This is a genomic window from Ectopseudomonas toyotomiensis, assembly GCF_017167985.1.
GTDB classification, from domain to species: Bacteria; Pseudomonadota; Gammaproteobacteria; order Pseudomonadales; family Pseudomonadaceae; genus Aquipseudomonas; species Aquipseudomonas toyotomiensis.
Window position 1 is genome coordinate 398,041 of the sequence record NZ_CP070505.1, and the last position, 21,005, is coordinate 419,045.

The window sequence follows — 21,005 nt, forward strand, 5'->3', positions numbered from 1 at the left end:
ACGCCCCGCACTGAGCGGGGCGTCGGTTCGATCAGAGTTCGGCCGCCAGGCGCGAGCCCTGGTTGATCGCCCGCTTGGCGTCGAGCTCGGCAGCGACATCCGCACCGCCGACCAGGTGCACACGCTGGCCGGCGTTTTCCAGACCTTCCTGCAGCTCGCGCAGCGGGTCCTGGCCGGCGCAGACGATCACGGTATCGACTGGCAGCACCTGCTGCTCACCACCAGCAATGCGGATATGCAGGCCGGCATCGTCGATCTGCACGTACTCGACGCTGTTGAGCATCTGCACGTTCTTGTTCTTCAGGCCGGTGCGGTGAATCCAGCCGGTGGTCTTGCCCAGGCCATCGCCGACCTTGGACTTCTTGCGCTGCAGCAGGAACACCTGACGCGCCGCCGGGTGCGGATGCGCCTCGATCCCTGCCACGCCACCACGCGCTTCAAGCGCGGTATCGATGCCCCACTCTTTCCAGAACTCGTCACGGTCAAGGCTGGTGGCCTTGCCCTGGTGCGTGATGAATTCGGACACGTCGAAACCGATACCGCCGGCACCGATGACAGCGACCTTCTGCCCGACCGGCTTGCGCTCGAGAATCGCGTCCAGGTAGCTGATCACCTTGGCATGCTCGATACCCGGAATATCCGGCGTACGCGGGGCAATACCGGTAGCCAGGATGATTTCGTCGAAGCCTCCGTTGAGCAGATCGTCCACTGACACACGGGTGTTCAGGCGCACGTCGACGCCGGTGGTTTCCAGCTTGCGCTTGAAGTAGCGCAGGGTCTCGAAGAACTCTTCCTTGCCCGGTACGCGCTTGGCCACGTTGAACTGGCCACCGATCTCGCCAGCCGCGTCGAACAGGGTCACGCTGTGGCCGCGCTCGGCGGCGACGGTGGAAGCCGCCAGCCCGGCCGGGCCGGCACCGACCACGGCGATCTTCTTCACCGCGGTGGTGGGGATGTAGTTCAGCTCGGTCTCATGGCAGGCGCGCGGGTTGACCAGGCAACTGGTCAGCTTGCCGCCGAAGGTGTGATCCAGACAGGCCTGGTTACAACCGATGCAGGTGTTGATCTCATCGCTGCGGCCTTCGGCGGCCTTGTTGACGAAGTCCGGGTCGGCAAGGAACGGGCGCGCCATCGACACCATGTCGGCATCGCCCTCGGCCAGCACCTGCTCGGCGACTTCCGGGGTGTTGATGCGGTTGGTGGTGATCAGCGGAATCGACACCTCGCCCTTGAGCTTGGCGGTGACCTTGGTGAAAGCCGCACGCGGCACCTTGGTGGCGATGGTCGGGATGCGCGCCTCGTGCCAGCCGATACCGGTATTGATCAGGGTGGCGCCGGCCTGCTCGATGGCCTTGGCCAGCAGCACGATCTCGTCCCAGGTGCTGCCACCCTCGACCAGATCGAGCATCGACAGGCGATAGATGATGATGAAGTTCGGCCCGACCGCCTCACGCACGCGACGTACGATTTCCACCGGCAGGCGCATGCGGTTCTCGTAGCTGCCACCCCAGCGGTCGGTGCGGTGGTTGGTGTGGGCGACCAGGAACTGGTTGATGAAATAACCTTCCGAACCCATCACCTCGACACCGTCATAACCGGCCTGCTGGGCCAGCGCGGCGCAATTGACGAAGTCGGCGATCTGCTTCTCGATGCCCTCCTCGTCCAGCTCCTTGGGCTTGAACGGGTTGATCGGTGCCTGGATGGCGCTCGGCGCCACGGACTTGGGGCTATAGGCATAACGCCCGGCGTGCAGGATCTGCATGCAGATCTTGCCGCCGGCCTCGTGCACGGCCTGGGTGACAATCTTGTGCTTCTCGGCCTCTTCCACCGTGCTCAGCTTGGCCGCGCCGGAATACACGCCGCCCTCCTCGTTCGGGCCGATGCCGCCGGTGACCATCAGCCCGACACCGCCACGGGCGCGCTCGGCGAAGTAGGCCGCCATGCGCTCGAAGCCGCCCGGTTTCTCTTCCAGGCCAGTGTGCATGGAGCCCATCAGCGTGCGGTTGCTCAGCGTGGTGAAGCCGAGGTCGAGCGGGGCCAGCAGGTGCGGGTAACGAGCAGTCATGGAATTCTCCACATCGCGGTGCAGTTCACGGATTGCCGCGGTCTCATGGTCACGCGGTCGGTTATGGAGCCAGACGATAAAGAGGCTGCCAGTCATGCTCAATGATCAAAACTAACAAGATAATGATCAAAACTAGCAATAGAGGTTGGCAGCGCGGCTCGACCGACCTAACCTGCACCGCAACCAAACCGAAAAAATCCAATGCGCCTACTGATCACCCTTCTGCTCGCGCTCGCACTGCTGACCGGTCTTGGCAGCTACGCCCACTGGATCGCGCAGCGCCCCAGCAGCCATTACCTGTCCGACCTGCGCAGCCAGGTCGCGCTCGATATCGGCGAGCCCAGCACACGCGGCAACCTGCTAGGCATCCAGCCTGAACTGTTCGCCGCCGACTACCAGAGCCTCGCGCGACTGCGCCTGAAGCTGGCCGCCTACCTCGATCACGCCCGTGACCAGGGCATGCTCAATGAGCGCACCGTCGTCGTGCTGCCCGAACATATAGGTACCTGGCTGCTCGCCGTCGGCGAGAAGGAAGAGCTCTACCGCGCCACCGAGCGCCGTCAGGCCATGCACTGGCTGGCGGCGAGCAATCCACTGGATTTTCTCGGCGCACTGCTCAGTGCTGGAAGCGACGCACGCCTGGACGACGCCATGTTGCGCACCAAGGCCAAGGCCATGGCGCGCGACTATCAGCAGCTGTTTGGCGATCTGGCCCGCGACTACCAGATCACCCTGGTAGCAGGCTCGATCGTTCTGCCCGAGCCCCGCGTGGAACGGGGTCGCCTCGAAGTCGGTCGCGGGCCGCTGTACAACGTCAGCCTGGTGTTCGATCAGGCCGGTAACCCGCAGGGCCAGCCGCAACGCCACGCCTTCAGTGCCGGCGCACTCGCCACCAGAGCGCCGGAAGCCCTTCAGGTGCTGGAGACCCCGGCAGGCCGGCTTGGCGTACTGCTAGGCGGCACTATCGAACAGTTCCAGGCGAAGGCAATCGATGAGGCAGTAGAGCTGCTGGCCATGCCCAGCGATCTGGATGGCCTGACGGACGACGCCGACTTCACCGAACAGCTGCAGGCCCACGGCATTCGTGCGGGAGTGAAAGTCCATCTGCGCGGCCGATTGTGGGAGCGTAGCGGTCAGTCCCAGGCGCTCGCCTTCGATGCCGGACGCAGCGAACGAGGCGCCAGCGAGCGCGGCGCGCAACTGATCAATCTATGGCTATAAAAGCATCACGCGTTCGCCTCGGCGATCTCTCCGTCGGCTTTACCCAGGCGCTGGCCGACGCACTGCGCGAACAGGGTCAGCGCCCCGAACCCCTGCTCGAACAATTTGGCCTGGATGCCGCACGGCTCAGCGAGCCGCGCGCACGCCTGTCGATCCCGCGCTTCATGCGCCTGGGCCATAGCGCCATCGCCCTATGCGACAACCCCGCCCTAGGCCTTGACATGGGCCGTCACAGCCGCCTCAGCCAGGTTGGCCTGGCCGGCATCTGCGCCGCGCAGGCGCCTGATCTGCGCGAAGCGGCACGCACCCTGACCCGCTTCGAGCCGTTGTACGCCGCCAACTATCGCGGCCGTTCGGGCTTCAGCGAGGATGCACGCGGCGCCTGGCTGCATTTTTATTCCATCAGTCCCTACAACGCCTACAACCGTTTCGTGGTGGACTCGGTGCTGGCCGGCTGGCAGACCAACCTGAGCCAGGTGGTCGACCGCTCCATTACCCCGGAAAAAGTCGAGATCGAATTTCCCGCACCGGACTACGGCGAACGCTACGAAGCGCTGTTCGGCTGCCCCGTCGAGTTCAGCGCTGGCGCCAATCGCCTGCGCCTGAGCAGCGAAACCCTGGCCCTGCGCAACCCACAACATTGCCCAGGCACCTGGCGGCACCTGCTGGAGCTGTGCGAACGCGAACTGGAACAGCTGACCCGCACACGCAGCCTGCGCGAACGGGTCATTCAACTGCTCGGCCCACTGTTGCACGGCCACGAGCCGGATCTGCAGGAAGTGGCGCGCAGCCTGCACCTGCCGAGCTGGACGCTGCGACGCAAGCTGGCCGAGGAAGGCACGCAGTTTCGCACCATCCTCAACGACACCCGCCGCGACCTGGCCACGGCCTATATCCGCGATACCGAACTGGCCTTCGGCGAGATCGCCTACCTGCTCGGCTTCGCCTCCGCCGAAGCCTTCCAGCGCGCCTTCAAGCGCTGGCTCGGGCAAACACCCGGCGACTACCGCCGCGCGCAACGCAGAGCGGGCTGATCGCACGGCAACCTTGATCGTCAAGCTCTCGCAACTTAGAATCCTTTTCATCCGCGTTTGCGGTCGCTTCTTACTCCTCTCATTCCGTGCCGGCCCGCCGCGCGCGCCAACGACCCCGCGAACATGTCCAAGAAATCCCGTTCCAGACTCTGGTTTCTCGTCCACAGCTGGCTGGCCCTACCGGTCTGGTTCTTCCTGCTGATCATCTGTGTCACCGGCACCCTGGCCACGGTCAGTCAGGAGATCGTCTGGCTGGCCAACCCGGACGTACGCGCCAGCAAGCCGTCCGATGATGCGCAGCGCCTGAGCTTCGGCCAGATACTGGAAGCGATCAATCGCGCCGAGCCCGAGCTGATCGTGCAGTCCATCGGCCGCCCGGACGAAGATCACTTCGCCCTCACCGCGCGCGTCAGCTATCCCGACGGCAGCTCGCCGTTGCTGTACGTCAACCCCTATAGCGGGGCGATCCAGGGGGTCAGCCCGGAGTTCGACTTCCGCCAGTTCACCCGTGCCCTGCATGGCTGGTGGCTGGTGCCGTTCACCAACGGCTACAGCTGGGGCTGGTACCTGGTATCGCTGATGGGTCTGCCGATGCTGCTGTCGCTGATCACCGGCCTGGTGGTCTACAAGAAGTTCTGGAAAGGCTTCTTCAGCCCACGCCTGCGCATAGGCCAGGGCGCACGCATCTTCTGGGGCGACTTCCACCGCCTCTCCGGCATCTGGTCGATCTGGTTCATCGCGGTCATTTCCATCACCGGCATCTGGTTCCTGATCCAGGCGATTCTCGGCGATACCCACGTGTCGATTTCCACCGAAGGCGTGCCGCCAGTGGTGGCGCGCGAGGAAGTACCGCTGGCGCCGAGCGCTGCCGAAGTGCCGCGCATCAGCCTGGACGCCGCCGTACTCAAGGCCACCGACGTCATCCCGGGCCTGGAGCCAAGTTTCGTCAGCCTGCCGGGCTATGCCTACGGTCATTATTCGGTCTGGGGCCGCGGCTGGTATCCACTGATGTTCCAGTCCGCCTCGATCAACCCCTACAACGGCGACATCGACGCTACCCGGCTGCTCAGCGACCGCTCGGGCCTGGAGTTCGTCACCGAGTCCATGCGGCCGTTGCACACCGGCGACTTCGGTGGCCTGTGGGTCAAGCTGCTGTGGTTCATCTTCGGCCTGCTGCTGAGCATGATGGTGCTCAGCGGCCTGCTGATCTGGACCAAGCGCACCGCCCAGGCCACGGTCGCAGCGGTCAAGCGGCCGGCACGCGCCGCCAAGCCGGCCCCGATCGTCGCCACCCGTGAAATCTCGGAGAGTAGCCCATGAGCAAGGCCGCAATCGCCCCCGCCCCGTCCGCTCTGGGCCGTTTCTGGTACAGGTGGCGCTTCCACCTGAACGTGCTGCTGGTGCTGATCCCCCTGGGCTTCATGCCCAAGTATTTCCAGGATGTCGCGCTGTTCCGCGGCGACAGCGGCCTCGGCGAGCGCGAGTTCGGCGAGGTCCAGGTCGGCCCCTGGAGTCTGCGCCTGGCCGAGTTTCGCAACCAGCCGCCGCAACTGGAAGGCCCGGCCGGCTATATGAAGAGTTTCAACGCCGCGCTGTGCCAGGCGTGCATCAGCCAGGTGAAGGTGGTCTACCTGCGCATCGGCAAGCCGCGCAACTTGCGCGCCGCCGGCGGGTTGTTCTTCGGCAGCCCCTACCGCATGGGCACGAGCATTCCCGTACCGCCACGCACCAAGCCCGATGCCGAGTTGTGGATCACCGCCGAGGGCTGGGACGGCACGGTGCATCAGGCATCCATTCCCCTGGCCGAGGCGTCGCCCGCCACCATCGCCTGGCTGAAACAACAAGGAGGCAAACCATGACCCAAAGCGCCCGCATCGGTCTGCTGATGCTCTGCACCGGCCTGTCCCCTCTGGCTCTCGCGCACAACCCGATCTGCGAATGCGAGGAGCACGGCAGCGGCGAAATCGTCTGCACCGGCGGTTTCTCCGACGGCAGCGGCGCCCCCGGCGTGACCCTCGACGTGATCAGCTACGACGAAGAAGTGCTGGTGCCCGGCAAGCTCGGCGAAGACTCCAGGCTCAGCTTCAAGCGCCCGGACGGCGAGTTCTACGTGCTGTTCGACGCCGGCCCCGGCCACGTCGTGGAAATCGACCACACGGAAATCGCCAGCCAATGACCACCCAAGTGGTACGCCCGGCAGGCGCCGGGCATGAAAGCCTGTGGGTGGCCGTCCTCAGCCTGGCGATCATCCTGCTGGCCGCGACAGTCATCAGCCTGCGTAGCGAGAGCCACGAGGAAGAAAGCGTCGCGGCCCATCAGATCGACGCCCGCCGTGATCTCAACGCCGCCGAGCAAGGCATCCATACCGAGCTGGTGGTGGCCTTCGACGAGATTCTCATGCTGCAGGACGAACTGCAGGCCCTGCCCGAGCCGCAGCGACTGGCCGAAGAAGGCATTCCACCCTTCACCAACGACGCCAGCACCGTCACCCGAGGCCACCATGTCTGGCAACTGCTGCAGGTCGGTGATGACCATGCCTACCAGGGCCTGAGCGGTGACAGTGCCGTCGCCGGCTCCTTCCTGCTGCTGCCAAGCGCAGCGGGGGCCGACATCTGGCTCAACCGCGCCAGCGATGCCAGCGCCCCGCACAACCTGCATGCCGATGCCCTGAGCGCCGCCGGCTGGCAACAGGTGGTGACCCAATACGATGCCGGCGTCACCCGCCAGCACCGCCACTGACCGATGGAAACCCGCGCATGATTGCCTCCTCCCCCTTGCGCCGCCTGCTCGGCGGCCTGCTGCTCGGCGCCGCGTTGCTGCCGGCCCTGACCCAGGCCGCCGACGGCCAACGCCTGCGCATCGGCATCACCCTGCACCCTTACTACAGCTACGTCAGCAATATCGTCGGCGACCGCGCCGACGTGGTGCCGCTGATCCCGGCCGGCTTCAACCCGCACGCCTACGAGCCGCGTGCCGAGGACATCAAGCGCATCGGCGGCCTCGACGTGGTAGTGCTCAACGGCGTCGGCCACGACGATTTCGCCGACCGCATGATCGCCGTCAGCGAGAAGCCGCAGGTGCCGGTGATCGAAGCCAACGCCCGCGTTCCTCTGCTCGCCGCCACCGGTCAGGCCGCACGCGGCGCCGGCAAAGTGGTCAACCCGCACACCTTCCTCTCCATCACCGCCTCCATCGCGCAGATCAACAACATCGCCCGCGAGCTGGGCAAGCTCGACCCGGACAACGCCAAGTTCTACAGCCAGAACGCCCGCGCCTACGGCAAACGCCTGCGCGGCCTGCGCGCCGAAGCGCTGGGCAAGCTGACCGACGCCAAGGGCAGCGAGCTGCGCGTGGCCACCATCCACGCCGCCTACGACTACCTGCTGCGCGAGTTCGGCCTGGAGGTCACCGCAGTGGTCGAGCCGGCCCACGGTATCGAACCGAGCCCCAGTCAGCTGAAGAAGACCATCGACCAGCTCAAGGAACTGGACGTGCAGGTGATCTTCTCGGAGATGGACTTCCCCTCCAGCTACGTCGACACCATCGAGCGTGAATCCGGCGTGAAGATCTACCCGCTGACCCATATTTCCTATGGCGAGTACACCGCCAGGAAATACGAAGAGGAAATGGCCCGCAACCTCGACACCGTGGTACGCGCCATTCAGGACGAAGGCGTATGACCGCACTCGAAACCGCACCGCCGCGCCTGCTGGGCCCCGGCATCGAATTCGCCGGTGTCGACCTCAACCTCGGCCGCACGCGGATTCTCGACAAGGTCAGCTTTCAGGTGCGCGCCGGCAGCGTGCACGCCCTGGTCGGCCCCAACGGCGGCGGCAAGAGCTCGCTGATCAAGACCCTGCTCGGGCAGATGCCGCATCAGGGCGAGCTGCGCCTGCACTGGCCGGCCAGCCCCGGCACCATCGGCTACGTGCCGCAGGCGCTGGAATTCGATCGCGGCCTGCCGATGACAGTGGACGATTTCATGGCTGCCATGTGCCAGCGCCGTCCGGCCTTCCTCGGCCTGTCGCGACGCCACGCGCCGGCCATCGAACAGGCGCTGGCGCGGGTCGGCATGCTGGATAAGCGCAAGCGGCGCATGGGCGCATTGTCCGGCGGTGAGCGCCAGCGCGTGCTACTGGCCCAGGGCCTGGTGCCCGAGGCGCAACTGCTGGTGCTCGACGAACCGATGTCGGCACTGGACGAACCCGGCGTGCAGGTGTTCGAACAACTGCTGCGCGACTGGCGCCAGGCCGGCACCACGGTGCTGTGGATCGAACACGACCTGCAGGCCGTCGGCCGCCTCGCCGACCGTGTCACTGGGCTCAACCGCCGCGTGCTGTTCGACGATGCGCCGCAGCAGGTGCTGACCCCCGAGCGCCTGCTCGAACTGTTCTCCAGCCATCCGCGCCAGCAAGAGGCCTCGTCATGAGTTTCGAAGACATCCGCCTGGCGATCCAGGCCTGGGCCAGCGCCGGCTATCTGCCCGAGGCCCTGGCCTACGGTTTCGTGGTCAACGCCCTGCTCGCGGGCCTGCTGATCGGCCCGGTACTCGGCGGTCTCGGCACGCTGGTGGTGGTCAAGCGCTTCGCCTTCTTCTCCGAGGCGGTCGGCCACGCTGCGCTGACCGGCGTGGCCATCGGCATCCTGCTCGGCGAACCCTACACCGGCCCCTACGGCAGCCTGTTCGGCTACTGCCTGCTGTTCGGCATCCTGCTCAACTACCTGCGCAACCGCACCGGCCTGGCGCCGGACACCCTGATCGGCGTGTTCCTCTCGGTGTCGCTGGCGGTCGGCGCCAGCCTGCTGCTGGTGCTCGCCGGCAAGATCAACATCCATATCCTGGAGAACGTGCTGTTCGGCTCGGTGCTGACGGTCAACGCCCAGGACCTCGCGGTGCTGGCGCTGGTCTCACTGCTGGTGCTGGGCCTGGCGCTGCCGCTGTACAACCGCATCATGCTGGCCAGCTTCAACCCGCAACTGGCCAGCGTGCGTGGCGTCGCAGTCAAGCCACTGGACTACCTGTTCGTGATGCTGGTGTCGCTGGTCACCGTGGCTGCGGTCAAGGTCATCGGCGCCATCCTGGTCGGCGCCCTGCTGGTGATCCCGGCGGCCGCCGCACGGCTGCTCAGCCAATCGCTGAAGGGCTTCTTCTGGTTGTCGGTGCTGATCGCCACCTGCAGCACCCTGGCCGGTATCTTCCTGCCGATCGCCCTGGAACTGCCGATCCCCTCCGGCGCCGCGATCATCATGGTCGCCGGCCTCGCCTTCGCCCTCGCCGCCATCGCCCGCGGCACACTGCCTAGCCTGAAAGGGAACCTGGGATGAACCTGCAACGCCTGAGCCTCGCCCTCGCCGCCTGCGCCCTGCTCGCCAGCCCGCTGCACGCCGAAACACAGCCCGTGCGCATTCTCGCCAGCCTACCGATCACCTACGGTCTCGGCGCCAGCCTGCTCGACGGCAGCGTCGTGCAGCTGCAACGCGCCGCGCCGGCCAACCTGCCGGCCAGCCGCCAGCTCTCGTATTTCGCCGGCCGCGGCGCGGGTGCACTGGAGAAGGCCGCGCGAGACGCCGACGCGGTGATCGCCCTGCGCTCGCTGTGGCCGGACGACCCGCTCTACCCGCTGGCGCGGCGCAGCAATATCCGCATCGTCGAAGTCGACGGCGCGCGCCCTGTGGACGGCGCCCTGCCCGGCATCGCCCTACGTAGCGACGGCGGTGACGCCCTGGCCAGTCAACCCTGGCTCAACATCAACAACCTGGGGCGCATGGCCGATGTGATCGCCGCCGACCTGAGCCGCCTGGCACCAGAGGCCAAACCACAAATCGAGGCCAACCTGGCCACGCTCAAGCAGCGCCTGCTCAAGCTCAGCGCCGCCAGCGAAAACCGCCTGGCCGAACTGGACAACCTCAGCGTGGCCAGCCTGTCGGATCACTTCGACTACCTGATCGACGGCCTCAACCTCGACCTTGTCGAGCTGAGTGTGGCGAAGGACGCCGAATGGACCGCCGAAACCCTGGCGCAACTGAGCGCCGATCTGCGGGACAACGACGTCGCTGCCGTGCTTGTCCAGCGCCAGCCGCCAGCCGATCTGGCCAAGGCGATCAGCGATGGCGGCAGCCGCCTGGTGCTGATCGAAGACAGCCAGGACACCCCCATCGCCGGGCTGGAAACGGCCATCGGCCAGGTGCTGGACGCCCTGTCGCCCTGAGCGAAGCTCAGCGTCTCTGCCCGGGGCCTGGGTAGCCCGGATGAAATCGGGGAATGCCGACACTGCCGCACCCCGGATTGCATCCGGGCTACGAGAGCGCGCAGCAGCCGCTGGAGCAGCGCCTCATCCGGATCGGACCAGCACCCGAACCTGTTTTCGGCAAGCGCAGCGCGCTTTGTACCGGCCCTTACAGCTCGGTAGCGTCCTCGTCGCCATCCACTGCGCCCTGCTCAAGGGCGCTCAGTTCCAGCAGTTCTTCCTGATAATCATCCATTACTCGACTCTCCCGCATGAACCGTTCAACGACGAAACAAGCTGCATGTTCATCAGGCTAGAACGGCGGGATGAAGGCAATATGACGAAAGGTCGCGGGCAGGTGAAATGGCCATCGACACTCACGAGGAACAAGCGCTGCCTGCGCAGGAGAGGCTTTAGCCGCGATGACAAGCACGCAAAGCTCGCCGCCGGAGCACTTGCCACAGCGAAGCGGATGCACAAACGACGGCCAATAAAAAACCCGCTGATCTCGCGATCAGCGGGTTTCGTATATGGCGCAGCGGACGGGACTCGAACCCGCGACCCCCGGCGTGACAGGCCGGTATTCTAACCGACTGAACTACCGCTGCGTGTCGGTTGGACTTTCGTCCAGAAAACGTTTGAAGCGTTATTGCATCTGATGGCGCCTTTGCAGACTTTGCCATCTCAAACCGATGAAACATCGATCTGGAAAATATGGCGCAGCGGACGGGACTCGAACCCGCGACCCCCGGCGTGACAGGCCGGTATTCTAACCGACTGAACTACCGCTGCGCGTCGGTGGACTTTCGTCCTTCTCTCTAAGGCTATGGTGGGTGATGACGGGATCGAACCGCCGACCCTCTGCTTGTAAGGCAGATGCTCTCCCGGCTGAGCTAATCACCCATGTGCCTTAGCGAGGCGCGCACTTTATGCAGGCGGCGATGCTAAGTCAACACCCTGCTTGAATTTTTTCTGAAAAAGTCGGGTTCACCGCCCACCTCATTCCATCTCTGTGCACAACTCGGCCGCACGCAACAGAGCGGCAGTGAGGCTGTGGCGCTCCCAATCGGCCAGCGCGGCGAAACGCTGGTTGAATTCCGGCGGCATCAACGACGGTGCCTGCTGAATCAGCTCGCGCCCGGCAACGCTGATCAGCAACCACTGGCGACGGCGATCCTGGTCATCGCGCTGACGCTGTAACAGGCCGTGCTCTTCGAGACGATCAAGCAGACCGGAAAGCGTCGCCGCCGTGAGGCTGACGCGGCTGCTGAGCACGCTGGCAGTCATGCGCGTCTCGCTGGCCAGCACCTGCAGCACCATCAGCTGCATGGGCGTCAGCCCACCAAAACGGGCCAGACGCTTGGCATGCACCTCCCCCGCCTGCTGCAGACGTCGCAGGGCCTGGAACAGGGGCATTTCAAAGGCCATGACAGATGACAAATCTATTTCATCAGGAACTTTTTTATCAGTCATAAGCACCAATTCATAACAACCAAAACTTTGACATGAAAGCATTATTTTGTTTTGGTGTAAAAGGCTCGACCACGAGCCACTCCCCAACGGCAACACCGGTAAGGAACTATGTGCGGAATAGCTGGAGAACTTCGTTTTGATCGACGCCCCGCGGACCTGGCGGCAGTCGAACGCATCACCCACCACCTGGCCCCTCGCGGCCCCGACGCCCACGGTTTTCATAGCCAGGGCCCCATCGCTCTCGGCCATCGCCGGCTGAAGATCATGGACCTGGCCGAAGCCTCGGGCCAGCCGATGATCGACAGCGATCTCGGTCTGTCCATGGTGTTCAACGGCGCCATCTACAACTACCCCGAGCTACGTGCCGAGTTGGAGGCGCTGGGTTATCGCTTCTTCTCCGGCGGTGACACCGAAGTACTGCTCAAGGGCTATCACGCCTGGGGCGAGAAACTGCTACCCAAGCTCAACGGCATGTTTGCCTTCGCCGTCTGGGAGCGTGACAAGCAAAGCCTGTTCATCGCCCGCGACCGTCTCGGCGTCAAACCCCTGTACCTGTCGCGTACCGGCGAGCGCCTACGCTTCGCCTCGTCGCTGCCGGCCCTGCTTCAAGGCGGCGATATCGCCAAGACGCTGGATGCCGTCGCTCTCAACCACTATCTGAATTTTCACGCCGTGGTACCGGCGCCGCGCACCATCCTGGCGGGCGTGGAGAAACTGCCGCCGGCCACCTGGATGCGCATCGACGCCGACGGCAAGATCGAGCAGAAAACCTGGTGGACGCTGCAATTCGGCCCGCAAGATGATGAAGCTGGCTACGGCCTGGAAGAATGGCGCGATCAGGTGCTCGATACCATGCGCGAAGCCGTGGCGATTCGTCAGCGCGCTGCCGTGGATGTCGGCGTGCTGCTCTCCGGCGGTGTCGACTCGAGCATGCTGGTCGGCTTGCTGCGCGAAGCTGGCGTGGAAAACCTGCTGACCTTCTCCATCGGTTTTCAGGATGCCGGCGGCGAGCGTGGCGACGAGTTCCAGTATTCGGACCTGATCGCCCAGCGCTTCGCCACCCGTCACCACCAGTTGCGCATTGGCGAGCACGAAATTCTCGATCAGTTGCCGCAAGCCTTCCGCGCCATGAGCGAACCGATGGTCAGCCACGACTGCATCGCCTTCTACCTGCTCTCGCGTGAAGTGGCCAAGCACTGCAAGGTGGTGCAGAGCGGCCAGGGCGCCGACGAACTGTTCGCCGGCTACCACTGGTACCCGCAGGTCGACGGCGCCGATGATGCCTTCGCCGCCTACCGCGCCGCCTTCTTCGACCGCGAGCACGACGAATATGCCGCCTGCGTACAGCCCGCCTGGCTGACCGGTGACATGGCCGGCGAGTTCGTGCGCGAACACTTCGCCATGCCCGGCGCCAGTGCTGCGGTAGACAAGGCGCTGCGCCTGGACAGCACGGTGATGCTGGTCGACGACCCGGTCAAACGCGTGGACAACATGACCATGGCCTGGGGCCTCGAAGCGCGCACGCCGTTCCTCGACTATCGCGTGGCCGAACTGTCGGCGCGTATCCCCGCCCAGTTCAAGCTGCCTGACGGCGGTAAATATGTGCTCAAGGAAGCGGCGCGCAAGGTCATCCCCAGCGAGGTGATCGACCGGCCCAAGGGCTACTTCCCGGTGCCGGGTCTCAAGCATCTGGAAGGCGCCACCCTGGGTTGGGTGCGCGACCTGCTGCTCGACCCCAGCCAGGATCGTGGCCTGTTCAACCCGACCATGCTCGATCAGTTGCTGACCAACCCGCAGAGCCAGCTGACGCCACTACGCGGGTCCAAGCTGTGGCAACTGGCGGCGCTCAACCTGTGGCTGAGCGAACAGGGCCTGTAACTCACGTGGAGCGGCCCTCGGGCCGCTCCTGCAGGATCAATAGTCGTAGCCCGGATGCACTCCGGGATTTGTCGCGACTCAATGACGATCCGGCTCAGACCGGACGTAGTGAACACGGACAGGGACTATTCCATGCGCTCCACTGCCTTCAATCAACGCCTGCTGCGCGGCCAGACACCCTCCTACGAGCGTCTGCAGGCACGCCTGGCCGAGGATCACACCAGCCAGCCCAGTCAACCGCAATCCATCCATTGCGGCTGGGGCCGCCTGCTGATCGGCCATACCTACCCCGACGCCACGGCGCTGGCCGAATCCCTGCTGGGCGAACAGCCCGGCGAGCGCGATATCGCGCTCTACGTGGCCGCACCGCATCAGGTGCTGGCCCATGCGCCGCAGCAACTGTTCCTCGACCCCTCCGACACCCTGCGCCTGTGGTTCACCGACTACCGCCCAGCGCGTCGCAGCTTCCGTGGTTTCCGTATTCGCCGGGCGCAGAACGACGCGGACTGGCAGGCGATCAACTGCCTGTACCAGACCCGCGGCATGCTGCCGATCGACCCGGCCAAACTCACCCCCTACAACGAGGGCGGCCCGACCTACTGGCTGGCCGAGGACGAAGACAGCGGCGCGGTGATCGGCAGCGTCATGGGCCTCAACCACCAGCGCGCCTTCCGTGACCCGGAAAACGGCAGCAGCCTCTGGTGCCTGGCGGTCGACCCGCAATGCAGCCGCCCCGGCGTCGGCGAGGTGCTGGTCCGTCATCTGATCGAGCACGGTATGAGCCGTGGCCTGAGCTACCTCGACCTGTCGGTGCTGCACGACAACAAGCAGGCCAAGAAGCTCTACGCCAAGCTCGGCTTCCGCGAACTGCAGACCTTCAGCCTCAAACGCAAGAACGGCATCAACCAGCCGCTTTTCCTCGGCCCTGGCCCGCAGGCTGAGCTCAACCCCTATGCACGCATCATCGTCGACGAGGCCCTGCGCCGCGGCATCGAAGTGCAGGTGGACGACGCCGAGGCCGGGCTGTTCACCCTCAGCCACGGCGGTCGACGCATCCGTTGTCGCGAATCGCTGTGCGACCTGACCAGCGCCGTGAGCATGACGCTGTGCCAGGACAAGCGCCTGACTCATCGCGCCCTGTCGCGCGCCGATCTCAGCGTGCCGGCGCAGCGCCTGGCCGGTAGCGCCGAAGACAATGCCACTTTTCTCGCCGAGCATGGCTCGGTGGTGGTCAAGCCTGTCGACGGCGAACAAGGCCAGGGCGTGGCGGTCGATCTGCGCACGCCGGGCGAAGTGCAGGAAGCCATCGAGCGTGCCCGCGTGTTCGACCAGCGCGTGCTGCTGGAGAGTTATCACGAAGGCCACGACCTGCGCGTGCTGGTGATCGGCTACGAGGTGGTGGCCGCGGCCATCCGCCGCCCGGCCGAAATCATTGGCGATGGCCGCCACAGCATCGGCAAGCTGATCGATGCGCAGAGTCGTCGGCGCCAGGCCGCCACCGGCGGCGAAAGTCGCATCCCCAAGGACGCCGAAACCCTGCGCACTCTGCACGGTGCCGGCCTCGACTACGACAGCGTGTTGCCCGCCGGTGAGCGCCTGGCCGTGCGCAAGACCGCCAACCTGCATACCGGCGGTACCCTGGAGGATGTAACCGCGATCCTCCATCCGGCCCTGCGTGACGCCGCCATCAAGGCTGCGCGCGCGCTGGAAATACCCGTGGTCGGCCTCGACCTGCTGGTGCCCGCCGCCGACCAGCCGCAGTACGTGTTCATCGAAGCCAACGAGCGCGCCGGCCTGGCCAACCACGAACCGCAGCCAACCGCCGAGCGCTTCGTCGATCTGCTGTTCCCGCTCAGCCAGAGGCCGAGCTGACCCTTCTCCCCCGGCCCTCTCCCACATGCGGGAGAGGGGAAAACCCAACGCCGAGGAGCTTGCATGCAACAACTACCCGAACCCGATCTCGACTACATGCAGAAGGTGCTCCTGGAGATGCTTGCCATCCCCAGCCCCACCGGTTTCACCGACACTATCGTGCGCTACGTCGCCGAGCGTCTCGAAGAACTGGAAATCCCCTTCGAGCTGACCCGCCGCGGCACCATCCGCGCCACCCTGCGCGGGCGTCAGAGCGAGTACGAACGTTTCGACCGTGCCGTTTCCGTGCACCTCGACACCATTGGCGCCATCGTCCGCGAGATCAAGGACAATGGCCGTCTCGGCCTGGCGCCGGTAGGCTGCTGGTCGAGTCGTTTCGCCGAGGGCAGCCGCGTCAGCCTGTTCACTGATAACGGCGTGATTCGCGGCAGCGTGCTACCGCTGATGGCCTCGGGGCACGCCTTCAACACCGCCGTCGATACCATGCCGATCAGCTGGGATCACGTCGAGCTGCGCCTGGACGCCTACTGCGCCACCCGCGCTGATTGCGATTCACTGGGTGTTTGTGTTGGTGATTTCGTCGCCTTCGATCCGCTGCCGGAGTTTTCCGAGAGCGGCCATATCAGCGCCCGTCACCTCGACGACAAGGCTGGCGCCGCAGCACTGCTGGCGTCACTCAAGGCGATTCGCGATCAGGGCCTGCAACCGATGATCGACTGCCACCCGCTGTTCACCATCACCGAGGAGGTTGGCTCCGGCGCCGCCGCAGCCCTGCCCTGGGATGTCAGTGAGTTCGTCGGCATCGACATCGCTCCGGTCGCGCCGGGCCAGCAGTCCAGCGAGCACGCCGTCAGCGTGGCCATGCAGGACTCCGGCGGCCCCTATGACTATCACCTGTCACGCCAGTTGCTGCGCCTGGCGGCCGAACAGGAAGTACCGGTACGCCGCGACCTGTTTCGCTACTACCACAGCGACGCGCAATCGGCGGTCACCGCCGGCCATGACATTCGCACGGCGCTACTGGCGTTCGGCTGCGACGCCACCCATGGCTATGAACGCACCCATATCGACAGCCTCAAGGCCTTAAGCCGCCTGCTCACCGCCTACATGATGAGCCCGCCGGTATTCGCCAGTGACGCCCAGCCGGCACAGGGTTCGCTGGAGCGCTTCAGCCATCAGCTGGAGCACGATGCGCAGATGGAAAGCGATACCCGCGTCCCACCGGTGGACAGCCTGGTCGGGCAACATGATCGGGATGCTTGAAGGCTTCGGCGCATAAAGGCAAAGTGACGCAAAAGGACGACAGGGGAGCATCAGCTCCCCTTTTTCTGGCCTGCAGTCAGTGGCCAACCTTCGGGCCGTCGCCAAGCGACGATGAACATGACTCCCGGCCATTTCCCATGGCCCTCTGAGGTTCACGGATGCCTCGCCTTTGTCTGGCCTTATTGCTGTTCTGGCTTGCCTGTCCAAGTTGGGCCCTTACACCTGCGCCGCTGGATAGCGACGACCTGCGCCTATCCCTGGGCCCTTACACCGGTTATTACGAAGACGTGGACGGCACCCTCAGCGTCGAGCAGGTGCGAGCCATGGATGACGACGCTTTCCGTAAACCCGGCGGCGAGCACGCCAACCTTGGCAAGAACGCATCCGTATGGTGGTTCAAGGCTCGCCTGGTCAATGCGCTGGAGCATGAGCTGGGCGGCTATCTCGAAGTCAACTATCCGCTGCTCGATCGCCTCCAGGTTCACCTGATCGGCCCCGACGGCACGCACCTGGAACAGGAAAGCGGCGACAGCTTCGCCTTCTCCCAGAGACCGGTACAGGTGCGTAACTTCTGGTTTCCCATGCAGCTGGAGCCTGGCGTCAACACCCTGCTGATCCGCGTGGAAACCAGCAGCACAGTGTTCGTGCCGCTGTTCTTCGCCACCTACGGTGCCAGCGCGGCGGCGCAGGAGAACCTGATGGGCTTCAACGGCGCGTTCTACGGCGTGCTGTTCGCCATGTTCTGCTACAACCTGTTCCTCTACCTGTCGCTGCGCGAATCGGCCTATCTCTGGTACCTGGCCTACAACCTCAACGTCGGCCTGCTCGCCGCCTGCTTCGACGGCATGCTGTTCAAGCTGCTGCCCGAGCACGTGGCGTTTCAGTCGGTCAGCATCTACATCCTGATGTACGTGCACTGCCTCACGGCGATCCAGTTCAGCCGCCATTTCCTGCATGCACGCCAGTATTTCCCGCGTCTGGACACCGGCCTGCGTTTGCTGATGCTGATCTGCGTCGGCTGCCTGCTGTCGGTACCGCTGATCGGCTTCGCCGCCTGGAACATCCTGGCCAGCGTCACCGTGTCCCTGGTGTCGCTGATCCTGCTGCTGACTGGCATCTACGTGTGGCGTCGCGGCGTGCGTTATGGCTCCTACTACACCCTGGCCTGGGCCATCCTGCTGTTCGCCTTCATCCAGGCCACCACCGGCTCGCTGGGCCTGGAAGTGTTCGGCGTATTCGGCGCCACGGTGGTGAAGATCGGCGTGACCATCGAGCTGATCACCCTGTCCATCGGTCTTGCCGACCGCATCAACCTGCTCAAGGAAGAAGGCTTCCAGTCGCGTCGTGCGGCCGAGCAGGCCGCCTTCGAGAACCAGGCCAAGAGCCGCTTCCTGGCCAAGATGAGCCACGAAATTCGCACCCCGCTCAACGGCGTGCTGGGCATGCTGCAGCTGCTGCGCGAAACGCCTCTGGATCGCAGCCAGCGCTTCTACGTCGACACCATTTCCAGCTCCGGCAGTTCGTTGATGGCGGTGATCAACGACATCCTCGACTACGCCCGTATCGAATCCGGCAAGCTCAGCCTGGAGCAGATCGAGTTCGATCTTGAAGACATGATTTCCGAGACGCTCAGCCTGTTCACCGGCCAGGCCCTGGACAAACGTCTGCGCCTCTACGTCAGCCTGGAAAACGGCGTACCCCGGCGCATTCAGGGTGATCCGACGCGGCTCAAGCAGGTGCTGATGAACCTACTCAGCAACGCTCTGAAGTTCACCGCCGAGGGGCATGTGGCGGTCAGCGTCAGCCGCCGCAGTGACAGCCATGGCAGGCCGCATCTGGTGATTGCCGTCAGCGACAGTGGCATCGGCATCAGCGAGCAGGCACTGGCGCAATTGTTCGAATCCTTCGCCCAGGGTGATTCCAGCACCACCCGCCGTTATGGCGGCAGCGGTCTGGGGCTGGCCATCAGCAAGGAACTGGTGGAAATGATGGGCGGTAGAATCGAAGTGCAGAGCACCCTGGGCCAGGGCACCCGCTTCGCCTTCGACATGCCGCTGCTGGCCGAACAGGACACCCCCGACGAACTCAGCCGTCTGCTGGCCGGACGCACCGCCCTACTCGCCTCGCTCGACGGCCTTGGTCTGGATGCCATGAGCCGCCTGCTCGGACGCTGGGGCATGCGTACCGAGCGCTGCCAGACGCCGGAGCGCCTGCAGGACTACCTGGAGGACTTCGCGGCGCCGCCGCTGCTGGTGTTGATGGCGCCCTGGCCTGGTGGCGTCAACCACTGGCTTGACTCGCTGCGGCCCAAGCTGCAGCCGCAGCAGCGCGTGCTGCTGGTCTGCCCGCCCGAGGCCTGCCAGCAACTGCCAGCGAGCCACGAACTACGCCTGCAACACCTGGCCCAGCCAGTGGCGATCAACGCACTGCGCCAGGCCTTGAACGGGCTGTATGAAGAACCCAGAGCACAGGTACATCAGTTGGTCAGAGAAATACGCAGCGACAACAGCGAAGCCCCCTGCATTCTGGTGGCAGAGGACAACCCGGTGAACCAATTGGTAGTTCAGGGCTTTTTGAAAAAACGTGGCTACAGCGTGCGCCTGGTCACCGACGGCCAGGCGGCGGTGGATGAATACGGTCGCGATCCGTCTGCCGTGCACTTGATCCTGATGGACTGCGAGATGCCAGTGATGGACGGCTTCGAAGCCACTCGGCAGATTCGCCGCCTGGAGCGCAGCCAGCAACTCGCCGCCGTGCCCATCATCGCGCTGACCGCGCATATCCTCGAAGAGCACCGCCAACACGGCCTGGATGCCGGCATGGACGATTTCCTCGGCAAACCGCTGGACAGTGGCCTGCTCTATAGCACCCTGGAACGTCACCTCAAGCGGCCCGGCATGGTGCACTGAGAGAACTCGCAGCAGGGCGCCCTCTGGCTCTATCATGGGCGCCAATAACTGGAGTCACTCGTTGTGCTGATCCCCGCTGAGCTGCTGCAAGCCGATACCCTCACCGCCCTGATCGAAGACTTCGTCACCCGCGACGGTACCGATAACGGCGATGAAACCCCGCTGGAAACCCGCGTGCAGCGCGTACGCCGCGCCCTGGACAAGGGCGAGGCGGTTATCGTTTTCGACCCTGACAGCCAGCAGTGCCAACTGGCGATGAAGCGTGACGTACCCAAGGAATGGCTGGAGGCCTTGCAGCAATCGCTCAGTGATTGACCGTGTGCGCCAGCATCACCGATAGCTGGCACAGCGGCCGACCGCTCTCGGCCTGCCACTGATTGAAGGCGGCCTGCACGGCAGCCAGGTCTTTCAGACTGGTCGGCGCCTTGTCGATCACGCCCTGCGCCTTGAGCGCGGCGACCATGTCATCGGTAGGGACGAAGGTGTCCTTGCCCACCATACGCAGGAAGCGCGGCGCCGACAGACCGCCAAGCTGACTGCCATGCTTGGCCAGATACTTCCACAGGCCGACGATATCGCTCACTGGCCAATCGGCGATCAGGGCGCCAAAAGAGAAATGGGCCGCAGGCCCAGTCTGATGCCCTTCTCCCTCAGGGAGAAGGTGGCGCGCAGCGCCGGATGAGGGACTGCCCAACAAGCGTCCAGCCCGCACATCGAGAATGAACTGGGCGTTGCGCGGCACGCTTTTCAGCTTGCCCAGGTGGCGAATCAGCCGCGCATCCTGCATCAGGCTCTCCAGGCGCTCGGCGCCCATCAGCACCACCTTCTCCGGGTCAAAGCCGAAGAACACCTCCTCGAACGCCGGCCACTTGGCGTCCACCAGGCTGTGCTTGAGGCCAGCGCGAAAGATGCGCAGGCTGATCAGCGACAGATAACGGTCATCGCTCAGCGCCCGCAGCTCGGCATCGCTGCGCGGCTGCGGCAGCATGGCCTCCAGCGCCTTGGCCGAGCCGAAACGGTTGAGGCAGAACTCATGCAGCCACTTGTAATCACGCATGAATCG

At 64.8% G+C, this 21,005-nt stretch carries 18 protein-coding genes and 3 tRNA genes; 15 read left to right on the forward strand and 6 right to left on the reverse strand.

Features of this window, described 5'->3' with window-relative positions; translation table 11 throughout:
- Nucleotides 1-31 precede the first annotated feature (31 nt).
- On the reverse strand, nucleotides 32-2,065 hold the full coding sequence (locus JWV26_RS01645; protein ID WP_093051405.1) for an NADPH-dependent 2,4-dienoyl-CoA reductase: 2,034 nt from the start codon (nucleotides 2,063-2,065) through the stop codon (nucleotides 32-34).
- A 201-nt stretch (nucleotides 2,066-2,266) separates the two neighbouring features.
- Between JWV26_RS01645 and JWV26_RS01650 the strand changes: the two genes are divergently transcribed.
- From JWV26_RS01650 to JWV26_RS01695, 10 genes are all read left to right on the forward strand, one after another.
- Nucleotides 2,267-3,286 (forward strand): carbon-nitrogen hydrolase family protein, encoded by a 1,020-nt coding sequence (locus tag JWV26_RS01650; protein WP_206418234.1) that lies wholly within the window; start codon nucleotides 2,267-2,269, stop codon nucleotides 3,284-3,286.
- Nucleotides 3,277-4,320: an AraC family transcriptional regulator gene (locus tag JWV26_RS01655; RefSeq protein ID WP_206418235.1), complete on the forward strand. Its 1,044-nt coding sequence runs from the start codon at nucleotides 3,277-3,279 to the stop codon at nucleotides 4,318-4,320. Before JWV26_RS01650 ends, JWV26_RS01655 begins: the two co-directional genes overlap by 10 nt.
- Before the next feature lie 123 nt (nucleotides 4,321-4,443).
- Complete coding sequence (locus JWV26_RS01660; protein ID WP_206418236.1) at nucleotides 4,444-5,640, forward strand: PepSY-associated TM helix domain-containing protein; 1,197 nt, start codon at nucleotides 4,444-4,446, stop codon at nucleotides 5,638-5,640.
- Nucleotides 5,637-6,179 carry a hypothetical protein gene (locus JWV26_RS01665; RefSeq protein WP_045735202.1) on the forward strand — a complete coding sequence of 181 codons (543 nt, stop codon included), beginning with the start codon at nucleotides 5,637-5,639 and terminating at the stop codon, nucleotides 6,177-6,179. The genes JWV26_RS01660 and JWV26_RS01665 overlap by 4 nt, the downstream gene beginning before the upstream one ends.
- Nucleotides 6,176-6,496 carry a hypothetical protein gene (locus JWV26_RS01670; protein WP_059391388.1) on the forward strand — a complete coding sequence of 107 codons (321 nt, stop codon included), beginning with the start codon at nucleotides 6,176-6,178 and terminating at the stop codon, nucleotides 6,494-6,496. The genes JWV26_RS01665 and JWV26_RS01670 overlap by 4 nt, the downstream gene beginning before the upstream one ends.
- Nucleotides 6,493-7,059: a DUF6162 family protein gene (locus JWV26_RS01675; RefSeq protein WP_206418237.1), complete on the forward strand. Its 567-nt coding sequence runs from the start codon at nucleotides 6,493-6,495 to the stop codon at nucleotides 7,057-7,059. Before JWV26_RS01670 ends, JWV26_RS01675 begins: the two co-directional genes overlap by 4 nt.
- Before the next feature lie 17 nt (nucleotides 7,060-7,076).
- Nucleotides 7,077-8,000, forward strand: a complete 924-nt coding sequence (locus tag JWV26_RS01680) for a metal ABC transporter substrate-binding protein (protein ID WP_072425385.1) — start codon at nucleotides 7,077-7,079, stop codon at nucleotides 7,998-8,000.
- Nucleotides 7,997-8,749 (forward strand): metal ABC transporter ATP-binding protein, encoded by a 753-nt coding sequence (locus JWV26_RS01685; protein WP_206418238.1) that lies wholly within the window; start codon nucleotides 7,997-7,999, stop codon nucleotides 8,747-8,749. Before JWV26_RS01680 ends, JWV26_RS01685 begins: the two co-directional genes overlap by 4 nt.
- Entirely contained in the window at nucleotides 8,746-9,645 is a 900-nt protein-coding gene (locus JWV26_RS01690) for a metal ABC transporter permease (protein WP_072425387.1), read from the forward strand. The genes JWV26_RS01685 and JWV26_RS01690 overlap by 4 nt, the downstream gene beginning before the upstream one ends.
- On the forward strand, nucleotides 9,642-10,529 hold the full coding sequence (locus JWV26_RS01695; protein ID WP_206418239.1) for a metal ABC transporter substrate-binding protein: 888 nt from the start codon (nucleotides 9,642-9,644) through the stop codon (nucleotides 10,527-10,529). The genes JWV26_RS01690 and JWV26_RS01695 overlap by 4 nt, the downstream gene beginning before the upstream one ends.
- Nucleotides 10,530-11,078: 549 nt before the next feature.
- Here the strand turns inward: JWV26_RS01695 and JWV26_RS01700 are convergent.
- From JWV26_RS01700 to JWV26_RS01715, 4 genes are all read right to left on the reverse strand, one after another.
- A tRNA-Asp gene (locus JWV26_RS01700) sits at nucleotides 11,079-11,155 on the reverse strand.
- A gap of 107 nt (nucleotides 11,156-11,262) precedes the next feature.
- Nucleotides 11,263-11,339 (reverse strand) — tRNA-Asp (locus JWV26_RS01705).
- Between the two features lie 35 nt (nucleotides 11,340-11,374).
- A tRNA-Val gene (locus tag JWV26_RS01710) sits at nucleotides 11,375-11,450 on the reverse strand.
- Between the two features lie 96 nt (nucleotides 11,451-11,546).
- Nucleotides 11,547-12,020 (reverse strand): MarR family winged helix-turn-helix transcriptional regulator, encoded by a 474-nt coding sequence (locus JWV26_RS01715; RefSeq protein WP_072425389.1) that lies wholly within the window; start codon nucleotides 12,018-12,020, stop codon nucleotides 11,547-11,549.
- A gap of 108 nt (nucleotides 12,021-12,128) precedes the next feature.
- On the opposite strand from JWV26_RS01715, the gene JWV26_RS01720 reads away from it, so the two are divergent.
- The 5 genes from JWV26_RS01720 (at nucleotide 12,129) to JWV26_RS01740 (ending at nucleotide 20,257) form a co-directional block, all read left to right on the forward strand.
- Nucleotides 12,129-13,898, forward strand: a complete 1,770-nt coding sequence (locus JWV26_RS01720; protein ID WP_079783327.1) for an N-acetylglutaminylglutamine amidotransferase — start codon at nucleotides 12,129-12,131, stop codon at nucleotides 13,896-13,898.
- 132 nt (nucleotides 13,899-14,030) lie between these two features.
- Nucleotides 14,031-15,770: an N-acetylglutaminylglutamine synthetase gene (gene ngg / locus JWV26_RS01725; RefSeq protein ID WP_079783326.1), complete on the forward strand. Its 1,740-nt coding sequence runs from the start codon at nucleotides 14,031-14,033 to the stop codon at nucleotides 15,768-15,770.
- A 63-nt stretch (nucleotides 15,771-15,833) separates the two neighbouring features.
- Nucleotides 15,834-17,033, forward strand: coding sequence for an osmoprotectant NAGGN system M42 family peptidase (locus tag JWV26_RS01730; protein ID WP_045735192.1), 1,200 nt, complete (start codon nucleotides 15,834-15,836; stop codon nucleotides 17,031-17,033).
- A gap of 158 nt (nucleotides 17,034-17,191) precedes the next feature.
- On the forward strand, nucleotides 17,192-19,942 hold the full coding sequence (locus tag JWV26_RS01735) for a hybrid sensor histidine kinase/response regulator (RefSeq protein ID WP_206418240.1): 2,751 nt from the start codon (nucleotides 17,192-17,194) through the stop codon (nucleotides 19,940-19,942).
- Between the two features lie 63 nt (nucleotides 19,943-20,005).
- On the forward strand, nucleotides 20,006-20,257 hold the full coding sequence (locus JWV26_RS01740) for a YheU family protein (RefSeq protein ID WP_017679028.1): 252 nt from the start codon (nucleotides 20,006-20,008) through the stop codon (nucleotides 20,255-20,257).
- Here the strand turns inward: JWV26_RS01740 and JWV26_RS01745 are convergent.
- Complete coding sequence (locus JWV26_RS01745; RefSeq protein WP_206418241.1) at nucleotides 20,247-20,999, reverse strand: DNA-3-methyladenine glycosylase I; 753 nt, start codon at nucleotides 20,997-20,999, stop codon at nucleotides 20,247-20,249. The genes JWV26_RS01740 and JWV26_RS01745 overlap by 11 nt on opposite strands.
- Between the last annotated feature and the right edge of the window lie 6 nt (nucleotides 21,000-21,005).